Annotated in this window: 22 protein-coding genes; 5 read left to right on the forward strand and 17 right to left on the reverse strand. The window is 43.0% G+C overall.

The genetic code is table 11. From position 1 onward, the window contains the following. Nucleotides 1-37 precede the first annotated feature (37 nt). From lspA to J3L18_RS30765, 9 genes are all read right to left on the reverse strand, one after another. Nucleotides 38-574, reverse strand: coding sequence for a signal peptidase II (lspA, locus tag J3L18_RS30725; protein ID WP_129569107.1), 537 nt, complete (start codon nucleotides 572-574; stop codon nucleotides 38-40). A 271-nt stretch (nucleotides 575-845) separates the two neighbouring features. After that, a complete protein-coding gene (gene eno, locus J3L18_RS30730; protein ID WP_129569106.1) occupies nucleotides 846-2,141 on the reverse strand; it encodes a phosphopyruvate hydratase in 1,296 nt (431 codons plus the stop codon). A gap of 406 nt (nucleotides 2,142-2,547) precedes the next feature. Continuing rightward, entirely contained in the window at nucleotides 2,548-3,285 is a 738-nt protein-coding gene (locus tag J3L18_RS30735) for a DUF2490 domain-containing protein (protein WP_129569105.1), read from the reverse strand. A gap of 232 nt (nucleotides 3,286-3,517) precedes the next feature. After that, the gene (locus J3L18_RS30740) at nucleotides 3,518-4,642 is read right to left on the reverse strand and encodes an ABC transporter permease (RefSeq protein WP_129569104.1); all 1,125 of its coding nucleotides are present in this window, start codon (nucleotides 4,640-4,642) and stop codon (nucleotides 3,518-3,520) included. A gap of 141 nt (nucleotides 4,643-4,783) precedes the next feature. Beyond that, nucleotides 4,784-5,548, reverse strand: a complete 765-nt coding sequence (locus tag J3L18_RS30745; protein WP_129569103.1) for an ABC transporter ATP-binding protein — start codon at nucleotides 5,546-5,548, stop codon at nucleotides 4,784-4,786. Nucleotides 5,549-5,895: 347 nt separating this feature from the next. Further along, nucleotides 5,896-6,102, reverse strand: a complete 207-nt coding sequence (locus J3L18_RS30750) for a hypervirulence associated TUDOR domain-containing protein (RefSeq protein WP_129569102.1) — start codon at nucleotides 6,100-6,102, stop codon at nucleotides 5,896-5,898. Between the two features lie 782 nt (nucleotides 6,103-6,884). Next, a complete protein-coding gene (locus J3L18_RS30755; RefSeq protein WP_189549174.1) occupies nucleotides 6,885-7,598 on the reverse strand; it encodes an SIP domain-containing protein in 714 nt (237 codons plus the stop codon). Between the two features lie 76 nt (nucleotides 7,599-7,674). After that, a complete protein-coding gene (locus J3L18_RS30760) occupies nucleotides 7,675-8,523 on the reverse strand; it encodes a helix-turn-helix domain-containing protein (protein WP_129569100.1) in 849 nt (282 codons plus the stop codon). Between the two features lie 169 nt (nucleotides 8,524-8,692). Then, on the reverse strand, nucleotides 8,693-9,019 hold the full coding sequence (locus J3L18_RS30765; RefSeq protein WP_090528970.1) for a DUF6686 family protein: 327 nt from the start codon (nucleotides 9,017-9,019) through the stop codon (nucleotides 8,693-8,695). Nucleotides 9,020-9,337: 318 nt separating this feature from the next. Between J3L18_RS30765 and J3L18_RS30770 the strand changes: the two genes are divergently transcribed. Together J3L18_RS30770 and J3L18_RS30775 are read left to right on the forward strand one after the other, a co-directional pair. Further along, nucleotides 9,338-9,892 (forward strand): hypothetical protein, encoded by a 555-nt coding sequence (locus J3L18_RS30770; RefSeq protein WP_129569099.1) that lies wholly within the window; start codon nucleotides 9,338-9,340, stop codon nucleotides 9,890-9,892. A gap of 138 nt (nucleotides 9,893-10,030) precedes the next feature. Next, the gene (locus tag J3L18_RS30775; RefSeq protein WP_129569098.1) at nucleotides 10,031-12,214 is read left to right on the forward strand and encodes a TonB-dependent receptor family protein; all 2,184 of its coding nucleotides are present in this window, start codon (nucleotides 10,031-10,033) and stop codon (nucleotides 12,212-12,214) included. Between the two features lie 158 nt (nucleotides 12,215-12,372). Here J3L18_RS30775 and J3L18_RS30780 read toward each other — a convergent pair whose 3' ends face one another. Together J3L18_RS30780 and J3L18_RS30785 are read right to left on the reverse strand one after the other, a co-directional pair. Further along, the gene (locus J3L18_RS30780) at nucleotides 12,373-12,741 is read right to left on the reverse strand and encodes a response regulator (protein ID WP_112652732.1); all 369 of its coding nucleotides are present in this window, start codon (nucleotides 12,739-12,741) and stop codon (nucleotides 12,373-12,375) included. Nucleotides 12,742-12,874: 133 nt separating this feature from the next. Continuing rightward, complete coding sequence (locus J3L18_RS30785) at nucleotides 12,875-13,456, reverse strand: thymidine kinase (RefSeq protein WP_090528965.1); 582 nt, start codon at nucleotides 13,454-13,456, stop codon at nucleotides 12,875-12,877. A gap of 73 nt (nucleotides 13,457-13,529) precedes the next feature. On the opposite strand from J3L18_RS30785, the gene J3L18_RS30790 reads away from it, so the two are divergent. Beyond that, a complete protein-coding gene (locus tag J3L18_RS30790) occupies nucleotides 13,530-14,603 on the forward strand; it encodes a DUF8457 domain-containing protein (protein WP_129569097.1) in 1,074 nt (357 codons plus the stop codon). A gap of 86 nt (nucleotides 14,604-14,689) precedes the next feature. On the opposite strand, the gene rodA is transcribed toward J3L18_RS30790, so the two are convergent. The 6 genes from rodA to purH form a co-directional block, all read right to left on the reverse strand. Continuing rightward, nucleotides 14,690-15,955, reverse strand: coding sequence for a rod shape-determining protein RodA (rodA, locus tag J3L18_RS30795; protein WP_129569096.1), 1,266 nt, complete (start codon nucleotides 15,953-15,955; stop codon nucleotides 14,690-14,692). Next, nucleotides 15,952-17,988 (reverse strand): penicillin-binding protein 2, encoded by a 2,037-nt coding sequence (gene mrdA / locus J3L18_RS30800; protein ID WP_129569095.1) that lies wholly within the window; start codon nucleotides 17,986-17,988, stop codon nucleotides 15,952-15,954. The genes rodA and mrdA overlap by 4 nt, the downstream gene beginning before the upstream one ends. After that, the gene (locus J3L18_RS30805) at nucleotides 17,985-18,503 is read right to left on the reverse strand and encodes a rod shape-determining protein MreD (RefSeq protein ID WP_091165673.1); all 519 of its coding nucleotides are present in this window, start codon (nucleotides 18,501-18,503) and stop codon (nucleotides 17,985-17,987) included. Before J3L18_RS30805 ends, mrdA begins: the two co-directional genes overlap by 4 nt. Further along, nucleotides 18,496-19,329 carry a rod shape-determining protein MreC gene (gene mreC, locus J3L18_RS30810; protein ID WP_112652736.1) on the reverse strand — a complete coding sequence of 278 codons (834 nt, stop codon included), beginning with the start codon at nucleotides 19,327-19,329 and terminating at the stop codon, nucleotides 18,496-18,498. Before mreC ends, J3L18_RS30805 begins: the two co-directional genes overlap by 8 nt. Nucleotides 19,330-19,455: 126 nt before the next feature. Beyond that, on the reverse strand, nucleotides 19,456-20,478 hold the full coding sequence (locus J3L18_RS30815; RefSeq protein WP_090528947.1) for a rod shape-determining protein: 1,023 nt from the start codon (nucleotides 20,476-20,478) through the stop codon (nucleotides 19,456-19,458). Between the two features lie 273 nt (nucleotides 20,479-20,751). Further along, a complete protein-coding gene (gene purH / locus J3L18_RS30820; RefSeq protein WP_091165679.1) occupies nucleotides 20,752-22,278 on the reverse strand; it encodes a bifunctional phosphoribosylaminoimidazolecarboxamide formyltransferase/IMP cyclohydrolase in 1,527 nt (508 codons plus the stop codon). Nucleotides 22,279-22,473: 195 nt separating this feature from the next. Here purH and J3L18_RS30825 point away from each other — a divergent pair, with 195 nt between their 5' ends. Then, nucleotides 22,474-22,710 carry a hypothetical protein gene (locus J3L18_RS30825; RefSeq protein WP_129569094.1) on the forward strand — a complete coding sequence of 79 codons (237 nt, stop codon included), beginning with the start codon at nucleotides 22,474-22,476 and terminating at the stop codon, nucleotides 22,708-22,710. Between the two features lie 14 nt (nucleotides 22,711-22,724). Continuing rightward, nucleotides 22,725-23,009: a type II toxin-antitoxin system RelE/ParE family toxin gene (locus J3L18_RS30830; RefSeq protein WP_176844431.1), complete on the forward strand. Its 285-nt coding sequence runs from the start codon at nucleotides 22,725-22,727 to the stop codon at nucleotides 23,007-23,009. The last annotated feature ends 9 nt before the right edge of the window (nucleotides 23,010-23,018 follow it).

A 23,018-nucleotide genomic window follows, 5' to 3' on the forward strand; every position in this document is an offset into this window, starting at 1 on the left:
TTGTTAAGAAAATTTTAAGAGCAAGAACTGCACCGGATTAGGCTGCCAGCGTTTCGGTATCAGGGGTTCCTTGTTCCTTTTTGGCCTTACGATCTTTTTGCCATGATTCCAACAGGATTAAGCCCATACCTATCATAATAGATACATCGGCCACGTTGAATACGCCGGTTTGAAAGATCCCGAAGTTCATGTGCATAAAGTCTGTTACACTGCCGTATAGCATCCTGTCGTATAAATTACCTGCACCACCGGCAATAACCAAAACGATGCCTGTGGTGGTTAATTTACCTATCGACGGTTTTAGCATGACATAAAAAACGCCAAAGGCAAGGGCCAGTAAAGGCAGCAACGATAGCAGTATGAATTTCCATGGGTTTTGCAGCGAATCGCCAAGACTTAAAAAAGCTCCCGTGTTTTCGGCATGCAGAATGGTGAAAAAGTTTTTGATAACAAAAATGTTATCGGTGATGTGAATATGCTCCCTAACGTAAATTTTAGTAACCCTGTCAAGCCCGATGCTTAAAACTAATACCAGCACTATACCCAATATCCTCAAAATCCCTTTTTTGTTCATTAGTTTATTTTTAACAAGTTATTATAACGTGGTTGCCTTGGTTTAATTATATGGCTTTAGTTGCAGGAGGCAAAGGTATGAAAAAATAGGTGATTAAGATAGATAACTATAACAATGCACATCTATCAGGGTGTCATGGGTAGGTACTCGAAGCATGTGGGTAGGCCTCTGCGCGCGACTCTTCGACGGGCTCAGGGTGACGGCCCTCTTTTTTAGCTAAAACAAAAAAGGCCACCTGCTTTACACAGATGGCCTTTCATATCGTCAAAAATTACTTTTTAAAGTATTTGAAATCTTTACCGATGAATTTAGCGTTAGAGCCTAATTCTTCTTCGATACGTAACAACTGGTTGTATTTAGCGATCCTGTCTGAACGTGAAGCCGAACCGGTTTTGATCTGGCCGCAGTTTAATGCAACAGCAAGGTCAGCAATGGTTGAATCTTCAGTTTCGCCCGAACGGTGGCTCATCACTGAGGTGAAACCGTTAGTTTGAGCTAAAGTAACCGCGTTGATAGTTTCGGTTAATGAACCGATTTGGTTTACTTTTACCAGGATTGAGTTAGCAATACCTTCGCTAACACCTCTTTGTAAACGTTTAGTGTTGGTTACAAATAAATCGTCACCTACTAACTGTACTTTTTTACCGATTTTGTCGGTTAAGATTTTCCAGCCTTCCCAATCGTCTTCGGCCATACCGTCTTCGATAGAGATAACAGGATATTTTGCTACTAATTCGGCAAGGTAATCAGCCTGCTCAGCGCTGGTGCGGATAGCACCTTTTTCGCCTTCAAATTTAGTATAGTCGTATTTACCGTCTTTGTAAAATTCAGACGCAGCACAGTCAAAAGCGATGAAGATATCTTCGCCGGCTTTGTAGCCTGCTTTTTCAATAGCTTTTAAAATGGTTTCAACACCATCTTCAGTGCCTTCAAAAGTTGGAGCAAAACCACCTTCATCACCTACTGCAGTTGACAAACCGCGGTCGTGAAGGATTTTTTTCAGGTTGTGGAATACTTCGGTACCCCAACGTAAAGCCTCAGAGAATGAAGGAGCGCCAACCGGCATGATCATAAATTCCTGGAAAGCGATAGGGGCATCAGAGTGTGAACCACCGTTAACGATGTTCATCATCGGGATTGGCAGCGTGTTAGCATTTACACCACCAATGTAGCGGTATAAAGGCTGGCGACTTTCCTGAGCAGCAGCTTTAGCTACAGCTAAAGAAACACCTAAAATAGCATTGGCACCAATTTTACCTTTGTTTTCGGTACCGTCAATTTCAATCATTAAAGCGTCGATAGCATTTTGTTCAAACACATCGATACCTTTTAATTCAGGAGCCAAAACTTCGTTTACATTTTCAACGGCTTTTAAAACGCCTTTGCCCATGTATTTTGATTTGTCGTTATCGCGAAGCTCAACAGCTTCGTGAACGCCGGTTGATGCACCTGAAGGTACAGCAGCGCGACCAAATGCGCCGTTCTCGGTTAAAACTTCTACCTCAATAGTAGGGTTACCGCGCGAATCTAAGATCTGGCGGGCATGCACATCAATTATTATGCTCATAGTGAATTGTCAGAGTGTGGTTTGAATGAATACTATTAATAACGGCGGCTAAGTTAATGCCTAAATAAGGAAAACGCAATTGAAATTTTGTATTTGTAACGATTATAGGCAATTAATGATGCGATTTAACATGAAATTAATATAGAATGAGTGGTTTTTTCATGAAAACGGATGTCTGAACCGGGATTTGGGTGGATTTTTATGATTTATAGGATTTTTCTTTCCTTGCTTCCCCGGTTGCCGAGTTTCCACGACAACCGGGGAAGGTTTGAAATTTGGTTGCCGTGGAGACACGGCAACGAGGGGGAGGTTTTTTAATTCAGTTTAAAAAAAATCGGTGTAATCAGAAAAAGAATCAGTGTAATCCCAGAAATAAAATCAACGTAATCATCCCACTCGATAGTGATTAATCGCTCGTAGTAGGGACGTGCTCACGCTGCACGGCATTTTTACGCTGGATGCGGTACATCAGGATGAGCATAATATTGTCCTTATCGCTTTTAGCGGCAGCCGAATAATTATATTGGTTGATCCAGCCAGCCTGTAAGATCCACGATTTATCAAACTGATAACCTACTGCGGCCGATATCCGATTACGTTCAAAGTTAGGTACCTTATTATTAAGGAATACTTCGTCGAAAACAGAAATGAACCAGGTTTTGGCTTCAATTTTGGTACTGTTTAAAGGCACAAATACGTTAAGCCTATAGCGGAAACGGTTACGGTAATCGCCGTTAACCCAGCGCTGCTCTACCCGGTAGCGGTGTTCCAATTTTATGCGGTACAGGAACTGGTTGCTGGTAATCTGTTCCCAAAAACGGGTTTCGGTAGTTGTAGGGCCTTTACCAATATCCATATAATCAAAAGTAGTGTAGCGGCCGGTACCTAAAAGCGCGGTAAAGTTTCTGTCTATATCATAACTCACACCAGTCTTAACCTCATAATATTGAAACTGGCTGAATACGTTATTGGTACGGGTTTGAAACTCGGTATAACCACCCCATTTGTGGGAACTATCGCCCGGCAAAACTACGGTTACTATGCCCCAGGTGCCTACTTTTGAATCTTGTGCCTTAACATTAATTGAATATATAGTTAACAAAACGAATATTAAGGCGATGAAATTGACGGGTTTGATTGCCATTGCAGTGATTATTTCTGCAAATATATTTCCTAAATGTTATCTTAATGTTAATATTAACACTGTTAATGTTAACATAATGTTAAGGATTTATATTGAGGCTTATTGTAAAGACATACGTTTAAAAAAATTCGTAAGGCTGCATTTGCAATTCATAGGGATAAAGTAAGGGGGCGGGGGCAATATAAATCTTAAATTCCTGATTCTTATTTCTAAAAATCCTGCAGCTTTCCCGCTATTCCCACTTAAAAGTTTTTACGGCCACCGCATAGATTCCGACAAACCAGGCAAAAAGAATCAGTAACTGGTGTGTAACGTCACCTAAGCCCGCGCCCTCAAAAGCCACTTTACGCATAGCATCGTTTAAATGGGTTAGCGGTAATACCTTGCTGATATACTGCAGCCAATTCGGGAAGGCGGTGATGGAAAAAAAAGTGCCCGAAAGCAGGAACTGCGGCAATGTGATAATATTGGAAAGCGGCGGCACCGAACTTTCGTTTTTAGCAATACCTGATACGGTAAAACCAAAGCCCATGAAAATGATCAGCCCTATGGCTGACAGTACCAGCATATTTAGTACAGTTGTTACGCCGTGGATCAGCGTAAAACCAAACATGTAATGCCCAACCAGTATAATAAATAACGAACCTAACAGGGAAAAGGCCAGCCTCGCAATAGCCTCGCCCAAAACAATGCTGTAACGTTTAACCGGGGTAGCAAAAAAGCGTTTGATAACCAATGTTAACCGTAAACTCAGGAACACGAATGCAGTACCAAAAACACCACTGCTCAACAGTGAAAAGCCCAGTTGGCCGGGTAAAATAAAATCGATGTATTTATATGGGCGGCCGCTTATGGTTTCTTCTTTCAGGTCGATCAGGTTGGGGACTTTAACTGTAGTGTACGACTGAATGCGTTTCAATTCTTCCGACTGGATACGATAAAAAATGTTGTTCAGGGCTGATTTTAATACACTTCCTTTATCGCCCGATGCCTGGCTGTACTGTACATGAACGGTCATTGACGCTGGTGGAGCAAAAGGTTTAAGATCAAGTATTGCATCAAGGTTACCTTTTGCCAGGTTTTTGCTCATTTCATCAGCTGTTTGATCATGGATAAGGTGCATGATCTTGTTTTTTTTAAGCGCAGTGTAAACCGGGTTATTGGCGGATGTATCGCTGCCTTTGGCTACGCCCACATCTATCGACATACCGCCACCCCCAATATTGGCAAAAACAATGATAAATATCAAGGGGAAAGCCAGTGTAAACACCACCGCCGAAGGGCTGCGTAATATCGACCGGAAACTGGCTTTGGCAATGGCCAGGGTTGCTTTTGTATTGCTGTATTTATTGTTCATCCTTTTATGTCATGTGCCATTAGGCGTCATTAGGTCATTTAGTCATTTTGCCTGTGGGTATCAATAGGTCGGGGAGTTTTTTATATTGCTAACTGCAAACTCAAAACTGCATACTGGCTCCCCCTTCAGGGGGCTGGGGGGTTATCCTTCCCGCCATTCCTTGCCGGTTAAATTAATGAATACATCCTCCAGGTTGGCCAGTTTTACCTGCTTTTTGCGTTCAAAGCCTGTGGCTACAAGCTCGTCGATAAAATGGTCGGGGGTGTCAATACCGATGATGTAGCCGCCGTCGACAAAGGCGACACGGTCGCATAGTACTTCGGCTTCATCCATATAGTGGGTAGTGATTACTACAGTGGTTCCCTGGTCGCGGATCTCGCGGATCAAATCCCAAAGGTTACGGCGGGCCTGCGGGTCGAGGCCGGTTGTGGGCTCATCCAGAAATATGATCCTCGGGTTATTGATTAATGTAGTGGCAATAGAAAAACGCTGTTTTTGCCCTCCGGAAAGGTCTTTATATTTAGCCTTTGCTTTATCGGTAAGGGCAACTTTTTCCAGCATCTCCATCGGTGTTTTGTCGATACCGTACAGGCCCGAAAACAGTACGATCAACTCCGACAGGTTGAGGTTGGGGTAATAACCGGCGGCTTGTAACTGTACGCCTATGCGTTTTTTGATGCTGTCGGCATCGGTTTCAATGTCGAAGCCATCAACAATGATGCTGCCGGACGTTTTATCGCGAAGGGTTTCAATAATTTCGAGGGTAGTGGTTTTACCGGCACCGTTGGGGCCAAGCAGGCCGAAGATCTCGCCTTCGTAAACTTCAAAACTAATGCCTTTAACGGCTGCAAAATCGCTATAGTTTTTTACCAGGTTGTTTACAGTGATGATAGGTTGTTTTGTCATAGGGTAAAAATGCACCACATTCATGAAATAACCATGAGTTTTTCGGCGAACTACAGAATTTTTACGGTGAATACGGATTGGAAGATCAAAAAAGGGTGTCATGGGTAGCCCGTCGAAGCATGGTGGGCAGGCCTCTGCGCGCGAGTCTTCGACAGGCTCAGACTGACAGGCCATCTTTTGTCATTTCACCTTCAGAGGCCTCCGGATTTAAACACTCAGGATGACAAGCCCTCCACACCTAATATCATTCGAATTCAGAGGCCAGGGATTTAAGCGACTCAACGCACAAAAAAAGCCCGAATGATTATCATCCAGGCTTGCAATACCCTTTGCAAAAGTTCCTCCAATCAGGGAGCCTTTAATTCACTTTCAGATTTCAGCACTTTGCTGCCGTTTTTCTGTTCAATTTCATAAGCGGGCTCTCGTTTGCTGGCGTTGCGTTTAACTTTTGCGCCTTTTATAGTTTTACTTACCGGCTTATCATGCTTTTTAACGATATGGCCTTCAGCTTGGGATTTTCCCCATTTCCAGGTTACTTCATCTCCTTTTTTCATACGCTGTACCTTTTTAAGATAACATGCGTTTTGGGTTATTGATTTATCAAAGGTGAAAGAACCATCCCTCGGGGTGCCGGGACATTATTTTATTAAATGACCGATAGAGTGAACGATAACAACGGCATGTTCCGCGGCTTTCATAACTAAATGGATCAATTGAATTGCAAGTAAAGTTTTCATGGCATTTATTTGTTGTTGTTTAGTGATCCAAAATTGCACACAAAAGGCACCCTGCCGTTAGGTTTATTAGGCGAAGCAAGTACGGTTATCGGTGAATAGCGGTAAAATATCGGAGAAATGCTGGTAAAAAAGTGATATCGTCGGTAAAATTTGAGTAGTAAATAATAAAGAAAGCGAAGGAGGGATATTAAGCCTGTCGATGTTAAAATTCATTTCAAATTAACCGGTATTATTGGTGAGCAAATTAAAGATCTACCCAATGGAACAAACGTCAAAATTAAAATAGTCGACTAATTGAGGTTTTAAATAAATTTTCAATATTAAAAAGCCGCTTTGCAAGATTGCAAAGCGGCTTTGTTTTTCATCGGCAGATGAATATATCAACTGATCAGGTTAGCCAGTGCCTGGATAAGGATTACCGTATGCTCCTGCAGGGAGATCATCACAGCTATAAGTGGATTGTAAAATGTTTTCATGATAATGTTATTTGCCGCAAAGATGTGCCGTTAGCTCATTGTTTAACAGTTATTTTAGGTGAAACGGCATAAAATGTCGGTGAACGAGTTTCCGGTAAGGGAGAAGCACTTTTAAACAAGCTTCTACGACCAAAAACCCTGTATCCTGATCTGGCTTGACGGGTACCCCTGCAGTTTTAATAATTTACGTAATTCGCCTACCATGGTATGGTTGCCGGCAATGTAAAATACCGAGTGTTCCAGGTTATACTGTTGTTCCATTACCCACTGGATGAGGCTGTGGTGGCCGTATACATCATTACGTTCAATAGGCTTTAAGGGCGATTTGAAATATTCTCCAAACAAACCCCTGTGATTTTCATCCGCCATAACTATAGCGCCCGAAAAACGCGTTGCGGGTAATACCATTTGCTGTAAGGCCAGCATATGCCCCATGCTGCTTTCATCGCCAAGGCCTATTATCGCCGGGGTGCCGGCCGGTGCGTGCCGGGTAGAACGGATTTTTAAATAGCGTACGGTATCGTTTTTTTGAAGTTGTTTAGCCCATTTACTGCCGGGGCCGCTATGAGCAGCATCAACATACAGAGTGCAGGTGCTGGTTTCGGCATCCCAGCCGGCTGGGGTATAATCGCGATAGGTGAGGTTATCAACTTTTATTTTTATGTAGGGTATTTCGTGCCAGTTTTGCATATCGGCCTGTGGTAAATGCAGGTCAATCTCAATCATGGTCGACGGCTCCCAGTGCCTTACTTCAAGCACCCTGCCGTTTTGTAAAAGTTGGTTTTCAAACAAGCTGCCAGCCTTTCTTTTTAATTTATGAAGAGTGGATGTTTCCATGGTGTAGTGTTTTGATACTACAAAGAAACATTGAATTTTAGCCTCCTGAAATAGTAATTTCGGGGTAAATATTGGATTATTTACGGTGTTTGTCCCTGAACTCAAGTGGGGTAATGCATGCAGCTTTTTTAAACAGCCGGGAAAAATAGGTATGGTCATCATAGCCCAGTGCATGCGCAATCTCCTTTACGTTGAGGCCGCTGTAATACAGTAATCTTTTTGCTTCCAGCATTACTTCCTGAGTTATCCAGTAACTTACCGGGAAACCGGTGGTTTTCTTTAAAACCTCGTTAAGATATGATTCGGAAACATTAAGCATACCCGCGTATGCCGAAGGGCCTTTAATTGTGCGCACATGCCTCAACAACAACTTTTTAAACTGATGTGAAATTTGGGCCGGCCTTGAAAGCTGCTTTTCGGGCGTATAAACATTACTGAAAGTGGCTGCTGCCATGCCGGTAAATGACTGTATGAGCGATTGCAAAACCGGCAAAAAGAAAGCGCTGTTATCATCTTCGCTATTTTTTTCGCGCAACAGGCAAAGGAGCTGCTGGTATTGCTTTAATTCAATATCGTTGAGCTGATAAGGCTGTTGCAAAAAAAGCTGGTTTTCAAATATATTTCGAAAGTCGGACGGGATGTGCTGCGTATCGATGGCTACATACCAGCCGCCGGCAAGTGCATTATTTATCCGGTGATGTACCTGTCCCGGCAGAATATAATAAAATGTGTTTTCGCAAAAATGAACCTCGTTAAAATCTATCATCAGTGATGCTGATCCATTTTCAATCAAAAAAAACAGGTAATGATCGTCGCGATGGGCGCCCATCGGCACTTTTTTTGAATCTTCGCCGCTTTCAAAGTGCCTGATTTCAAAACCTATGTTTGATCGTTCATGTAGCTGGTGTACAGGGATATCTTTCATTTTGCAGGGTAGTTATTGTATTATGGTAACGCAATCTTTAACCGGGATGTAGATTTTCTCCAGGCCAAGGGATTTATTTTATGTAGAATCTGTTAATTTATTCAGCTAAATTAACTTTTGGCTTTGTGTATTCTAATTTCAGCTATATAATTACAATAATTCCGGAGATTTATTTACCGCCATCAACCAGTGCATAAATCTCCTGCATGTAAATGGCTTCATCCATCGCAACATGAAAGTCTTCCCATTCATCAACAGTAAAGGTAAGCTGGATATCGTTGACCGGCGTACGCATCACCACGCGCTCTTGTCCGTCGGGAAATGGGAAAGAATGATCACCGAAATCAAGATCGATAGCGAAATTTTTAAACTGGATAAATTGATCGGGTGTAAAGCTAAGGATCAGGTTATGGTGCCATATAAATAGGCATTGGCATTCGGAGCAACGGCTTACTACCGATGTTCCCTTTTGGCTGAGTATTTTAGCATCGCACATAAATTCCGGTAATTAAAAATGAATTGGTGCCTGCTCTGCTGATTAAATGTTTGATATAAACAATTAAACTACAGAACAGGACTTTATATTTTAAGCATTAATAATCAATTATTGTTAATGGGCTTGCGGCTTCCTATTTTGCGCATAGTGTATTAACAACAACAAAGAAATACGTTATTTAGAATAAATCCAAATAAAAATAAATAAAACTCCCAAAAGCATTCAGAATTAATTACTTTAAGTTTATTTTTTTTAATATAAGACCTATTATATCCCTAAAATTTGTGTAGCATTGCTGTTGTTTAGAATGATTATTGATTGAAAAAGATCTTCGCCATTGTAATGTTAGTTACCCACATGCTCAATTTGCTGGGATACATGGCGCTTAATCAATATTTTTTTAACAGATCAAACAAAGTAATTGCCCGGCAAATTGCCAGGGGTAAATATGATACGCGCGATCTCATTGAAATTAAGATCGGCCAAAACCTACCCTTTATACATGATTGGGACAGCTATGTGAATGTTTCGGGGCAGTTACAGTTGGATGGTGTTTCGTACAACTATGTAAAACTAAGGGTTACCCGCGATACGCTGTATGTGCAGTGCATCCCCAACTATGAAACTACCAGGTTGCTGAATGAAAATGTGATCTGCGCTAAAAAGCTATATAGTAAACCTATCAGCAAACGCACACATGAATCATCAGAAAAAAAATTGGGTAGCGACGCTAAATATAATTACCCTGAAATTTCATACGCTTTTATAAAACCGGCAGAGCCTATTCAGCCTCCCGGCACATTTATCTATATCAGTATGCCTGACGCTGTTGTATCTGTCGGCGGTCGGCCTCCGGAAATGGCGCTTGCCTAAATTATATCCGGTAATTAACTTGTTCCCTCAATCTTGATGACTTGTATTGATATGCCTGCAATACGCTGCGCGTATGCATTGCCCGTTCATCATTATTGTGCCTGAGCAGCATCCCCCAAAATCTTTTTATTTGAATAAATGAATCCCCTTTATAAAATCTCAATACCCGTGCTATTTATATGTTGCGCGGGCTTTGCCCGGGCACAGCATAAAAGCGTTAAAGATACCCTGCAACTTGACAGTGTTATTATTAAAGAAAGCAGGCCAAAACATTTGCCCAATGTATCCGGTACCAACATTTTTGCCGGAAAAAAAACCTTTGATATTTTTCTTGACGCCGGAAAAGCAAACTTGGCTAATAATAATGCCCGTATGACCTTTGCAAAAATTCCCGGCGTTAACATCTGGGAGATGGACGGTGCCGGTTTACAGCTCAATATCGGTACCCGGGGTACGGACACCCACCGCTCTATCGAAACCAACATCAGGCAAAATGGCTATAATACCAACTCGGATATGTTTGGCTATCCCGAAAATCATTATAATGTGCCATTCCAGGCGGTAAGCGAAATTCAGATAGTGCGCGGTTCGGCGGCATTACAATTTGGCAGCCAGTTTGGCGGCATGGTTAACTTCAAACTTAAAGAAGGCGATAGCACTAAGGTGCTGGGTTTTGAAAGCGAACAATCGGCCGGCTCAAACAGGTTTTTCAATTCGTATAACGCCATTGGCGGCAAAGCGGGCAAGGTTAGTTATTATGCTTTTTACAGCGCCCGCACCGGCGATGGCTGGCGGCCTGATGCCGCTTTTAACTCCCGCGCTTACTACGCCAGCCTCAAATACCAGTTTAATGATCAGGGTAGCATCGCTTTCCAGTTTTCAAGATCAGACTACAGGCAGCAAATAGCCGGTGGTTTAACCGACGCACAATTTGAAGCAAACAATCGTCAGTCGACCCGTGCGCGTAATTTTTTTAATCCTGAAATTAATGTCCCGGCATTGTTGTTCAATTACCGGTTTGATAAAAATACCAGGCTGGAAGTTACCTCGCATGTACTGTTTGGTCAGCGTAATAGTGTGCAGTTCATTAACACGGCCAATATACCTGATACAGTTAATACAAGTTTGAAAACGTTTAATCCGCGCCAGGTCGACCGTGATTATTATGCCGGTTTCACTACCGAAGCCCGCTTGCTGCATACGTACAAACTCGGTAATCTCAGCAGCTCGTTTACCGCAGGTATAAGGTATTTTGAAGAAACTACCAAACGTAAGCAAAAAGGCACAGGCACGGCAGCATCTGATTTTGACCTGCGCCTGGTTAAAGATTATGGCATCGACCTGAGATTGCATACTTTAAACTATGCAGCCTTTGCCGAAAATATGTTCCAGGTAACGCGGGCATTTACAGTTACCCCCGGTGTGCGTTTTGAGCAGATCAATACCACTACTTCGGGTGTTATTGTAAACCGTACGGTGCCTGTAAGCTATAAGGATAATCGCAACTTTCCGCTGTTTGGTACTGGTTTGCAATACCAGTTTGCCGGCGGAAACCAGCTTTACGGTAATATTTCACAGGCTTACCGCCCTTATATTTATGCTGCCGTTACCCCGGCAGATCAGTTGACCATTATCGATCCGAACATCAAGGACAGCAAAGGTTATGATGCCGACCTGGGTTACCGCGGCCATATCAGCACAGTATTTAGTTTTGATGTTAATGCTTTTTACGTTTACTACGGAAACAGGGCAGGTACATTAACCCAAACTGATGCCAATAACGTAACCCATCTTTACATGACCAACATTGGTAATGGCGTGGCTAAAGGTATTGAGGCCTTTACCGAAGTTTCGCTGATCCGCCCGTTTGATAAATCTTCGGTGAGTGATCTCCGTGTGTTCAATTCGCTATCGTACACGCATGGTCGTTACACCAGTGGTTCTATCAATCAAAATGGTAAAAATGTAAGTTTGAAGGATAACAACCTGGAAGGCACTCCCGATTGGATAGACCGTGCAGGTTTAACGTTTTTAAGCGGCCATGTAAGCAGCACACTGCAATACAGCTATGTAGGGAAAAGCTTTAGTGATGCCAATAATACTACTTTTAATGCCACAGGCGCTACCGGCATAGTGCCCGCGTATCATTTGTTCGACTGGGCTTTCAATTATGGTTTTCTAAAAAACTACCATCTCACAGCCAGTGTGAACAACTTATTTAACGCTAAATATTTTACACGCCGTATTAACATGTACCCCGGACCGGGCATTTTACCGGCCGACGGGCGTACGTTTAATATTGGGTTTGGCGTGAAAATATAGCCCGGGCTCCAAAACCTCTCAAGAGAGGGGGAGTGCTTAAAGTGTTCAACGGCATTTCTTCAAAAGTCCTCTTCTTTTGGAGCGGATTTAGGTGAGGCCTAACAAAACGGCCCTTCAAATTAATGGAGGGCCGTTTTATTTATACTGATAAGGATTACTTACTTGATATGCTTTTTTACGATCTCTGAAAGTGATGTCAGATCAAATGGCTTGGCCAGGTACCCATCGGCGTTACCGGCTTTGGCAATTTCTTTGATATTGCTCACGGCCGAAATAATGATCACGGGGATGTGGCTGGTAGCCGGATTGTCTTTTATGCTTTTACTTAGCTGTTGCCCGTTGGCGTCACTGCTCCAATCGGTAAGCCAGTTATCAAGCAAAATAAGGTCGGGGTTAATAGTAGTCAGGGTACGCAGGATTCGGGCATTGTCGGATTGTATTACTTCGTAACCTTCTTCCTCCAATACATACACCACGGTATCGCGAATATCTTTATCGTCCTCTATAACTAAAACCTTTTTGGCCATAAACTTGATTGCTTTATACTTTATTAAAGCAGCTTCTTTTTGAAGCTGCTGTGTTTAAGTACATAACAAACAAATACCCGGTATTTGTTTTAGTTATAGTATTAAATAAAAAAATATATTATTTAATTAAATGTTAACCCGCAACGGTATTATAGCATGCCCGGCAGCGGGGCTCATAGCTTTCCTTCTCGCCTAATAATATTTTTGAATTATCATGTACCAGGCGGTACGAGTATTGGGCCGGGTTGCCGCACCTTACGCAAACGGCCTGCAGCTTGGTTACCGATTCGGCAATGGCCATAATGTTGGGCATTGAGCCAAATGGCCGGCCCTTAAAATCCATATCCAAACCGGCTACAATTACGCGTACGCCGCGGTTGGCCAGTACGGTACATACCTCGGGGAGTTCATCGTCAAAAAATTGCGCTTCATCAACACCTATTACATGGGCATCGCTGGCCAGCAGTAAAATAGCCGAAGCGCTATCAACCGGGGTAGAAGTTATTTTGCTGGCATTGTGCGAAATGATGGCATCCTCGCCATAACGGGTATCGGCTTTAGGGCTAAAAATCTCAACCTTAAGCTTGGCAATGCGGGCACGGTTAAGCCTCCTGATCAGCTCTTCGGTTTTGCCCGAGAACATTGATCCGCAGATAACCTCAATACTGCCGCCTACTTCGCTTTTACGCCTGAAAACCTCTTCGTGATATACCATTTATGACTTTTATAGTCGGCAAATATCAGAATTTAATCCTATTTTTGGTAAGCATTTTCCTAACATTGAGGCCATGAAGCAAATGGATGTATTTAAAAAGATAGGTGGGATTTTAAAAGAGCTTAATGATCAATACGACTACCTTGCAGCTGATCCCAGCGAACTTAACGAGCTTGAATTAGAACTTTTTGTAGCCAATGCCCATTTTTTAAAAGACCATGCCGAAATACTGCGCCGCATCAACGAGCGCGCGGCAGCTCCTGCACTGCTTGCAGAAAAAAACCAGCCTGCAGCTGAAGAACATACACCGGTGACCCTGGTGTTGCCTCCCGCTCCGGTGCCGGCAACACCTCCGCCTGCAAAGGAGGAAGCTTTGCATGAGCAGCGCTTTTTTGAACCGGTAGTACAACAGCACGTCCCTGTGCCGGTTGATAAGATAGAACTTACCAGCGATGCTGAACCACCGGCCCCGGTGCCGTTTAACCCGGTAAAAATAGAAGTGATCAACCCCGCGCCCGAAATAAAGGAAACACCCGAACCGCAAATAAATATCGCTGCCGAAAAAGATACAGATACTTATTCATTTCAACAGGAAATTCCTGAAGGAAGCAGCTTTGAACTAAATTTAAACGAGGCTGATACCTGGGATGATGAAGCTGACAGGTTTGAGCAGGAAGAGCTGATTGGTGAACTTCCCGAAAAGCCGGTGGAAGTAATACCCATAGCCGAACAGCCAAAGCCCGTGCCGGTAATTGAGCCCGTAAAACCCGCAGCAGAGCCTGTTGTTGCTACAGCTCCTTCGGCAGATACAGGTAGCAGCCAGCAGGTACTGACCTTTAATCAAAGGATGATGGCCCAAAAGGCCGAGAAAGCGAACAACGCGGCAAGTACCACTGCCGAACTGCCGGTTACCGATCTTAAATCGGCCATAAACCTGAATGATAAGCTGCTTTATATAAAAGATCTGTTTAATGGTTACAGCCTGGCCTATAGTGAAGCTATTGAGATAGTAAACCGTTTTAACACCTTTGAAGAAGCCGAACGCTTCCTGAAAACAAACTACGTAGTTAAAAACAACTGGGAAAGTAAAGCATCAACAGCCGATAAGTTTTATGCTTTGTTACGACGGAGATATCCTGCTTCGTAGCGGTTTAGGTCATAGTTGATGTTTCATGGTGAAGACGATTTTAGAGGTGCCCCAACTTTCTGACTTACGACTTCTGACTAAAATTATCAAACATTTGATTTCCTGTTTGAATCGAGTTTGATAAGCGTGAACAGGAGCATGGTAAAGCTTAACAGCGACGAGCCTCCATAGCTGATGAACGGTAAAGGGATACCAATAACGGGCACTACGCCAATGGTCATACCGATATTGATCACTACGTGAAAAAACAGCACTGAAGCTACACCGTAACCGTAAATACGCGTAAAAGGCGATCGCTGCCGTTCGGCAATGAGAATTACCCGTAATATCAGGAACATGAAAAGGCTTATTACCGTTAATGAACCTGCAAAGCCCCATTCTTCGCCGACGGTGCAGAAAATAAAGTCGGTACTTTGCTCGGGTACAAACGAGTATTGGGTTTGTGTACCATGTAAATAGCCTTTACCCCACATTTTTCCGGAGCCTATAGCTATTTTCGACTGGTTTACATTATAACCTTTTCCCTTTAAATCGGTGGTGATACCCAGTAGTATGTTAATACGCTCTGTTTGATGTTTCTTTAAAACGTGGGTATAAATAAACTTTACACTGAATATAAACGCTATCGAGATTGCAAGGCCGATGATCACGGTTTTGATGAGCTGCCTGTTACGCTTAAATAAAAAGATAATGAAAGCGGTTATTACAGCCAGGATCAGGATAATATACAGCGGATTGTATAATAGCGATGTAACGAAAAGGGTGATGAACAATCCCGCTATCACCAGGAAATAAGGAGAAAGCCCTTCGCGGTATAAAACAAATATCAAAGAGCAAAATACCAGTGTGGAACCGGTATCGGGTTGCAGCATGATCAGCAACATCGGGAACCCGATAATCACGGCGGCCGTTAAAAATGATTTGGGTTCGGTAACCCGGATGTTGGTGCCGCTTAAATATCGCGCAAGCAATAAACAGGTTGCAAACTTGGCAAACTCCGAAGGCTGCAGCCGGAAACCGCCGCCCATGTTGATCCAGGCCTGGTTGCCGCCCACATTTCGGCCTATCACCAGCACCAGTATCAGCAGCAAAACTATTACTACATAAAATGCCGGAGCCAGGGCTGCAATGAACCGGCTTTCGAGCAGCAAGATAACAATACCTACAACTACAGATACGCAAATAAAGATGAACTGCTTACCGTAATTGGTAGAGGCATCAACTATGCTGGGGTGATTGACGTCAAAAACTGCAGCATGAATATTGAACCAGCCAATGGTGCAAAGTACCAGGTACAAAAAAACTGTAAGCCAATCTACATTGAAGAAGAAACTCCGCTGCTGAGTGCTCATGACTTGCCCGGCCTCCCGCCCGTTAATGATTTAATCCAGTTCGCCGGTTTATTGTTATAAGCTGATTCGCGCCTTTCTTTTTTTATTGAATCGGCCTTGAATTTTTTTACTGAATCAGCTTTGAATTTTTTGATAGAATCAACCTTTGCCGCCCTGATACTGTCACGCCTGCGTTCTTTTTGCAGGTCTTGAGCATACAGGCTAAGATCGGGCAGGCGGTTTGCATTTGCATAATAATCAACTGTAATTCCCGATTCGCGCGGGCTGATCTTACCTTTTAGATATTTTTCAACTATAAAGCTTGCAATAGGAGCGGCCCAATGCGCACCCTCGCCCGAGTTTTCAACTACAACAGCAATCGCTATCTTAGGATTATCTCGAGGAGCGAAAGCTACAAATACTGAGTTATCCTCGCCATGCGGATTTTGCGCGGTACCGGTTTTACCGCACATAATAATATCGGGTATCTTTGATCTGCGGGCTGTACCGTTTTCAACTACCGCCTGCATCCCGTTAATCACAGGTTCAAAATATCCCGAATCTATCCCAACGTAGTTTTTTTCAACGTATTCTTTTTTAATTACGTTTTTGGTACCTATAGCTTTAATTAAATGCGGTTTATAATAAAACCCGCGATTGGCAATAGTACACTCCAGGTTAGCCATTTGCAATGGGGTTGCCAAAAGCTCGCCCTGGCCAATAGCCAATGAAATGATGGTGCTTGAACGCCAGCCGCCTTTGCGATAAACGTTGTCGTAATGCAAAGGTGTGGGTACGTTGCCCCGGCTTTCGGCAGGCATGTCAAGATCTAATCTGGCACCGAGGCCAAATTTCATCACATTGGCCCGCCATGCTGCAAAATTGGCTTCAGTCCGTTTCACGCCGTACCGGTCAACAATACGCTGAAATACCATCGAAAAATAACCGTTACATGATTCGGCCACCGCCCGGCTCATGTTTACCGAACCATGTGCTTCGCCTTTATTACACGGGACCAACCTGTTGCCCGCCCGGTAGTGCCCGGTGCAATAGTAGGTTTCGCCCGGGTTAACGATGCCCTCCTGCAGCGCGATAAGGGCACTTAATGGTTTAAATGATGAGCCGGGAGGATATTGCGCCTGGATAGGCCTGATGAAAAATGGCTTATACGGGTTATTGTACATTTTGGCAAGGTTATTACCGCGCTGACGGCCTACCATGAGGTTAGGATCGTAAGTAGGGCTGCTCACATAACATAGGATCTCGCCCGATGATGGCTCTATGGCCACAATACTGCCCAGTTTGTTTTGCATCAGTTTTTCACCGAGCCTTTGCAGGTCAACATCTAACGACGAGGTCAGACGTTCGCCCGAACGGGGTACGGTATCAAGCGCGCCATTGGCAAATGAACCCTTGGGTACCCCGTGCGAATCAACCATTTGTACCTGTACGCCGCGTTGACCGCGCAGCACATTTTCGTATGCCTTTTCAACGCCGGTAACGCCGATGTAATCGCCAAGGCGGTAATATCCGTTTGAGCGTTTGATATCCCTGTCGGTGACCTCGCCAATAAAACCTAAAAACTGTGCGGCTACCGAGTCGGGATAAGTGCGTATGGTGCGGGGCACTATAGCGAAGCCCGGAAACTCAAACAGCTTTTCCTGCAATGAAGCATACAACTGAACAGAAAGTTGTTTTTCAAATACGGATGCTGTATTGGGCGATTGTTTTTTAGCCTTGGTAAAGCGTTTGTCGAAACCCTCTTTGTCGATACCTATCATTTTGCAAAACAACAGGGTATCAAAAGGTTTTACTTCCTTGGGGTTAACGGTAACATCATAAATGGGTTCGTTTTGTACAAGGATCTTGCCGTTACGGTCGAGTATAGGCCCGCGGGCAGGGTAAAGGATGGTAGTACGCCTTACGTTACTGTTGGCATAGATCTCGTACTTATCATCAACTATCTGGATATAGTACAGCCTTCCCAGCAGGGCTAATATGATAGCTATAAAAATACCGGTAACAACGTAGCGGCGTTCAAAAAACTTATTCATTTACGTTCTTTCCTTCTGAAAAATAGCAGGCCCGAAATTAGTATTAAAAATACGGTAAACAATGAACTCAAAACAACACGGCTTAGTGTGTATTGTATTTCAGAAAAACTAAAAACCTCTAAATTAAGCAGGAAAAAGTGGTGGAATAAAGTAAGTATCAATACATAAGTAAAAAACCACCTAAAACCCATGATACTCAAAGTAGGTTCGGGCTCGTTATCAAAGCCATCCTTTTGTACCGTGATGCTGATGAAAAGTACACGTACCAATGCCAGCACAACGCAGGCCGCAGCATGAAGCCCCGGTGTATCATAAAATGCATCAATAGTGAGGCCTGTCAGGAACGAGAGTACAAACAGCAGCAGATTAGGTACTTCAAAGGGAAGCAACAAAATGAAAAGGATATAGAAATAAGGGGTGGCAAGATTATAAAACGTTATGTTTTTTAACAGGAAAACCTGCATAAAAACCAAAACTATAAACCTAACAAGGTTAACAAGGATAGTCCTACTCATTTTTGTTTTGTACGGCCTCCAGTACCGTTTGTTCACCGGCAAATTTGTTATTTACCACGTAAACGTATTGAAGCTTTGTAAAATCAACAGCTAAGGCTACCTCAACGTTGATGAGTAAACCGCCGCCTTTGGCATGCAGGTTGGTAACTTTGCCAAACGGTATGCCGGTTGGGAAAAGCGAGTAGCCCGAGGTAACCACCGTATCGCCAATTTTGGGCTGAGCATTATTCTGGATATCTATCAATACCCCCCTGTGCGGATCAAGATCGTTACCCCATACAAACGAGCCTATATCTTTAGTACCTGCAAGCATGGCGCTAAACCGAGTGTTTTTATGCAAAACCGATTGTATAATAGCTAAATGCTCGGTTACGGCAATAACCTGCCCCACAACGCCTGTACCTGTTATTACACCCATATCTTTTTGGATCCCATCCCTGCTGCCCCGGTTAATAGTAATGTAGTTGCTGCGTTTATTGAATGAATTATTGATTACCTTGGCTACAATATAAGTATATTGTTGTTTGTAAACGGTATCATTAACCTTGTGTTTTTCAACAGTATCAACATACATAGAAGCTTTGAGCTGGCCGCGAAGTTTGGCATTTTCGCGGGCAAGGCTATCGTTGGTTTCTTTTAATGACAGGTATTCTTTTAAAGCATCAACCTGGCTGTACAAGGTACCGGTTACTTTATTGGTTGAGTTAATAAAAGACGCTTTTTGAAACGAGTTGTATTTGATATATATAAGCAGCGAACTAATCTCAAAAATCAGGAATAAAAAAAACGCGTTATACTTAGTTATAAATATCCAAAGGTTACGCATTGTTGGAGATTAGTTAATTGGAGATCAGAGATTAGTTGTCTATAGCAAAATTAGAAATTAGGAATCGGAGATAAGTATTTTAATAATAACTAATCTCTAATCCCTAACCTCTAATCACTAACTCAGTTACTGCATTAAAAATTTAAAATTGCCAATGTTTTTAAGGGCGGTGCCGGTTCCGCGTACTACGGCGCGAAGAGGGTCTTCGGCAACGTGAACGGGTAGTTTGGTTTTGGCAGCTACGCGCTTATCCAAACCGCGCAATAAAGCACCCCCACCAGTTAAGTAGATGCCGGTTTGATAAATATCGGCCGAAAGCTCGGGAGGGGTAATTTCCAACGCTTTTAATATCGCTTCCTCAATTTTTGAAATTGATTTATCAAGGCAATGTGCAATTTCGGTGTATGATACCATGATTTGTTTTGGTACACCGGTCATAAGGTCACGGCCTTGTACTGCAAAGTCGCCCGGCGGCTCGCTTAGTTCAGGAAGCGCGGCGCCAACCTCAATTTTAATTTTTTCGGCAGTACGGTCGCCAATCATGATGTTATGCTGACGGCGGATATATTGAACGATATCCGAGTCGAAGTTGTCTCCCGCTACGCGGATCGACTGGTCGCACACGATACCCGATAAAGCGATAACGGCAATTTCGGTTGTACCACCACCAATATCGATGATCATGTTGCCCATAGGCTCCTCAACGTCGATACCGATACCTACGGCGGCTGCCATTGGCTCGTGGATCAGGTAAACCTCCTTGGCGCCGGCAATCTCGGCCGAGTCGCGCACGGCACGTTTCTCTACCTCGGTAATGCCCGATGGGATACAGATCACCATACGCAATGACGGAAAGAACCATCCTTTGCCCTGGTTGATCATTTTGATCATCCCGCGGATCATGTGCTCGGCAGCGTTAAAGTCGGCAATTACACCATCCTTAAGCGGGCGCACGGTACGGATATTATCGTGCGTTTTACCTTCCATTTGCATGGCCTGGCGCCCGATAGCGATCACTTTATTGGTTGTTCTGTCGAACGCCACGATCGAGGGTTCGTCAACAACAACTTTGTCGTTATGTATAATGAGGGTATTTGCTGTACCTAAATCGATAGCAATTTCTTGTGTAAAAAAGTTAAATAAACCCATCTGGTATTTCTTTCAGTATGTTATGCAAAGTTTATAAAAATACGCTTAAATAGTTTAGCATTTTGCAAACTTAAGCGTTAAAAAATCACATTTATTGTGTTGGGGTTGGGTTGATAGAGCTTATTTATTAGATGGTTGACCGGATTTACAGGTAAATTAAGTTAAAACAGGTTAAAAACATTTTTCCTTTTCACCAAATCAATCTCTACTCTTCAATCAAACGTTTTTAACCTAATAAACTACTCACCAAATCAACCCGGTCAACCTTAAATGTTAGTGTTTAAAGTGACGTACGCCGGTAGTAACCATAGCCAGGCCTTTTTCATTGCACATGGCAACCGAAAGCTTGTCATTAATTGATCCGCCCGGTTGCAAAATGGCGGTGATCCCGGCTTCGGCAGCCAGTTCGGCACAATCAGGGAAGGGGAAGAAAGCGTCGGACGCCATTACAGCACCGTTCAGATCGAAACCAAAGCTTTGAGCTTTAATAATGGCTTGCTTAAGTGCATCAACCCTTGATGTTTGACCAACGCCACTCGCCATTAGCTGGTTATTTTTAGCAAACACAATGGTGTTTGATTTGGTATGCTTCACAATTTTATTAGCGAAGAACAGGTCTTTCAATTCGGCCTCGGTAGGTGCTTTTTCGGTAACGGTTGTCATTTGGGCCGGGCCTTCAATTACCGCGTCCTTATCCTGCTCAATTACGCCATTCAATAAAGTTTTGAAATGCTTAACAGGCAGTTCAACCGGCTGGCGAACCAACAGGATGCGGTTCTTTTTGCCTGATAGGATCTTTACGGCTTCATCAGTGAAAGCAGGCGCGATCAATACTTCATAAAATATCTTGTCGATCTCAGTAGCTGTTTCAGCGTCAATTTCGGCATTGGCAATAATTACACCACCAAAGGCAGATACCGGGTCGCAAGCCAAAGCATCGATCCATGCTTCTTTAATAAATGAACGTGAAGCTACACCGCAGGCATTGGTGTGCTTAAGGATAGCGATAGTAGGCTCGGTAAACTCATCAATAATAGCAACGGCAGCATCAACATCAACCAGGTTGTTGTATGAAAGCTCTTTGCCGTTCAGTTTGTTGAACATGGCATCAAGGTTACCATAAAAAGTTCCTTTTTGGTGAGGGTTTTCGCCGTAACGCAGAACCTGGCTGGTTTGGATACTTTGTTTAAATACCGGGAGTGGTTCAGCCTCGTTAAAGTAGTTGAAAATATGTGTATCGTAGTTTGACGATATGTTGAATGCTTTTTGAGCGAATGAACGGCGCTGATCAATTGTGGTAGCACCATCCTGCGTTTTCAGGATATTTTCCAGGCCGGCGTAGTCATCTTTTGAAGCTACGATCACTACATCTTTAAAGTTTTTTGCAGCTGCGCGGATCAAAGAGATCCCACCGATATCGATCTTTTCGATCACATCTTCGGCACCAGCGCCTGATTGTACAGTTTCTTCAAAGGGGTACAGGTCAACAATTACCAAATCAATTTCAGGAATTTCATATTGCTCTAATTGCTGTTTATCTCCATCAAAACTCCTGCGGGCCAAAATACCACCGAAAACCTTAGGGTGCAGGGTTTTAACACGGCCACCAAGGATTGAAGGGTAAGAGGTAAGGTCCTCAACCGGGATCACATTTACCCCTAAATTGCGGATAAAAGTTTCGGTACCTCCGGTTGAATAGATATTTACACCAAGGCGGTTTAACTCATGAATGATGGGCTCTAAATTATCTTTGTAATAAACAGAAATTAAAGCATTTTTTATTTGAACTGACTGGCTCATGTACACACTGTTTTTTGAGCCGCAAAGGTAGTGATATTTAGTTAATTGGAGGTTGGTTAATTAGAGATTAGTTATTAGCATAGGATCGGTATTTATCCACATCAAAATTTTATAGCAAGCGATATTTAATGTGTATTACCGTGCGTTCGATAGGTTAATTGTTGAGGTATTCATAAATAATTGGTAACTTAGTATATGATTACGGTGATCATTCAATCAAATTCGGAAAAAAAGACCCGCTTGTTGATGCAGTTGGCTGAAGAGCTTGGTCTTTCTGCGCAAACACAAGAAGTTAAGGATTTGGATACAATTGACGTCGCGAGGGGGATTGGAAGAAAAGCAACAAACGAAGAGCTGATTAATTATTTAAATAAAGATCTTGATGAAGAAGCTATCCCGTTAGATAAAGCTTTTTCTAAATATACTCAATAAGCCCATCCTGTATTTTGAACGTTACTATTAAGCCTAAGGCATTAAAGGTTATTGATGCGATTGTTGATTTTGTAGAATCGAAAAATACACCGGGAAGCGGTGCAAGATTTGCTTTGAAATTCAAGACAGCTATCAAAAGATTAGCTGTACCCGGAGTACAGCATTCCATTTGTAACCATCAGGTTTTAGCTGCTTTCAAATATTCTTGCAGTCATTTCAATGACTGGGTTATAGCCTTTAAAATTGTTGATGGTGAATTGACTGTTTACGAAATTATACACGGGTCATTGTTGTTTTAATAACCCATA

The sequence above is a fragment of the Mucilaginibacter gossypii genome, assembly GCF_017569325.2.
GTDB lineage: Bacteria > Bacteroidota > Bacteroidia > Sphingobacteriales > Sphingobacteriaceae > Mucilaginibacter > Mucilaginibacter gossypii.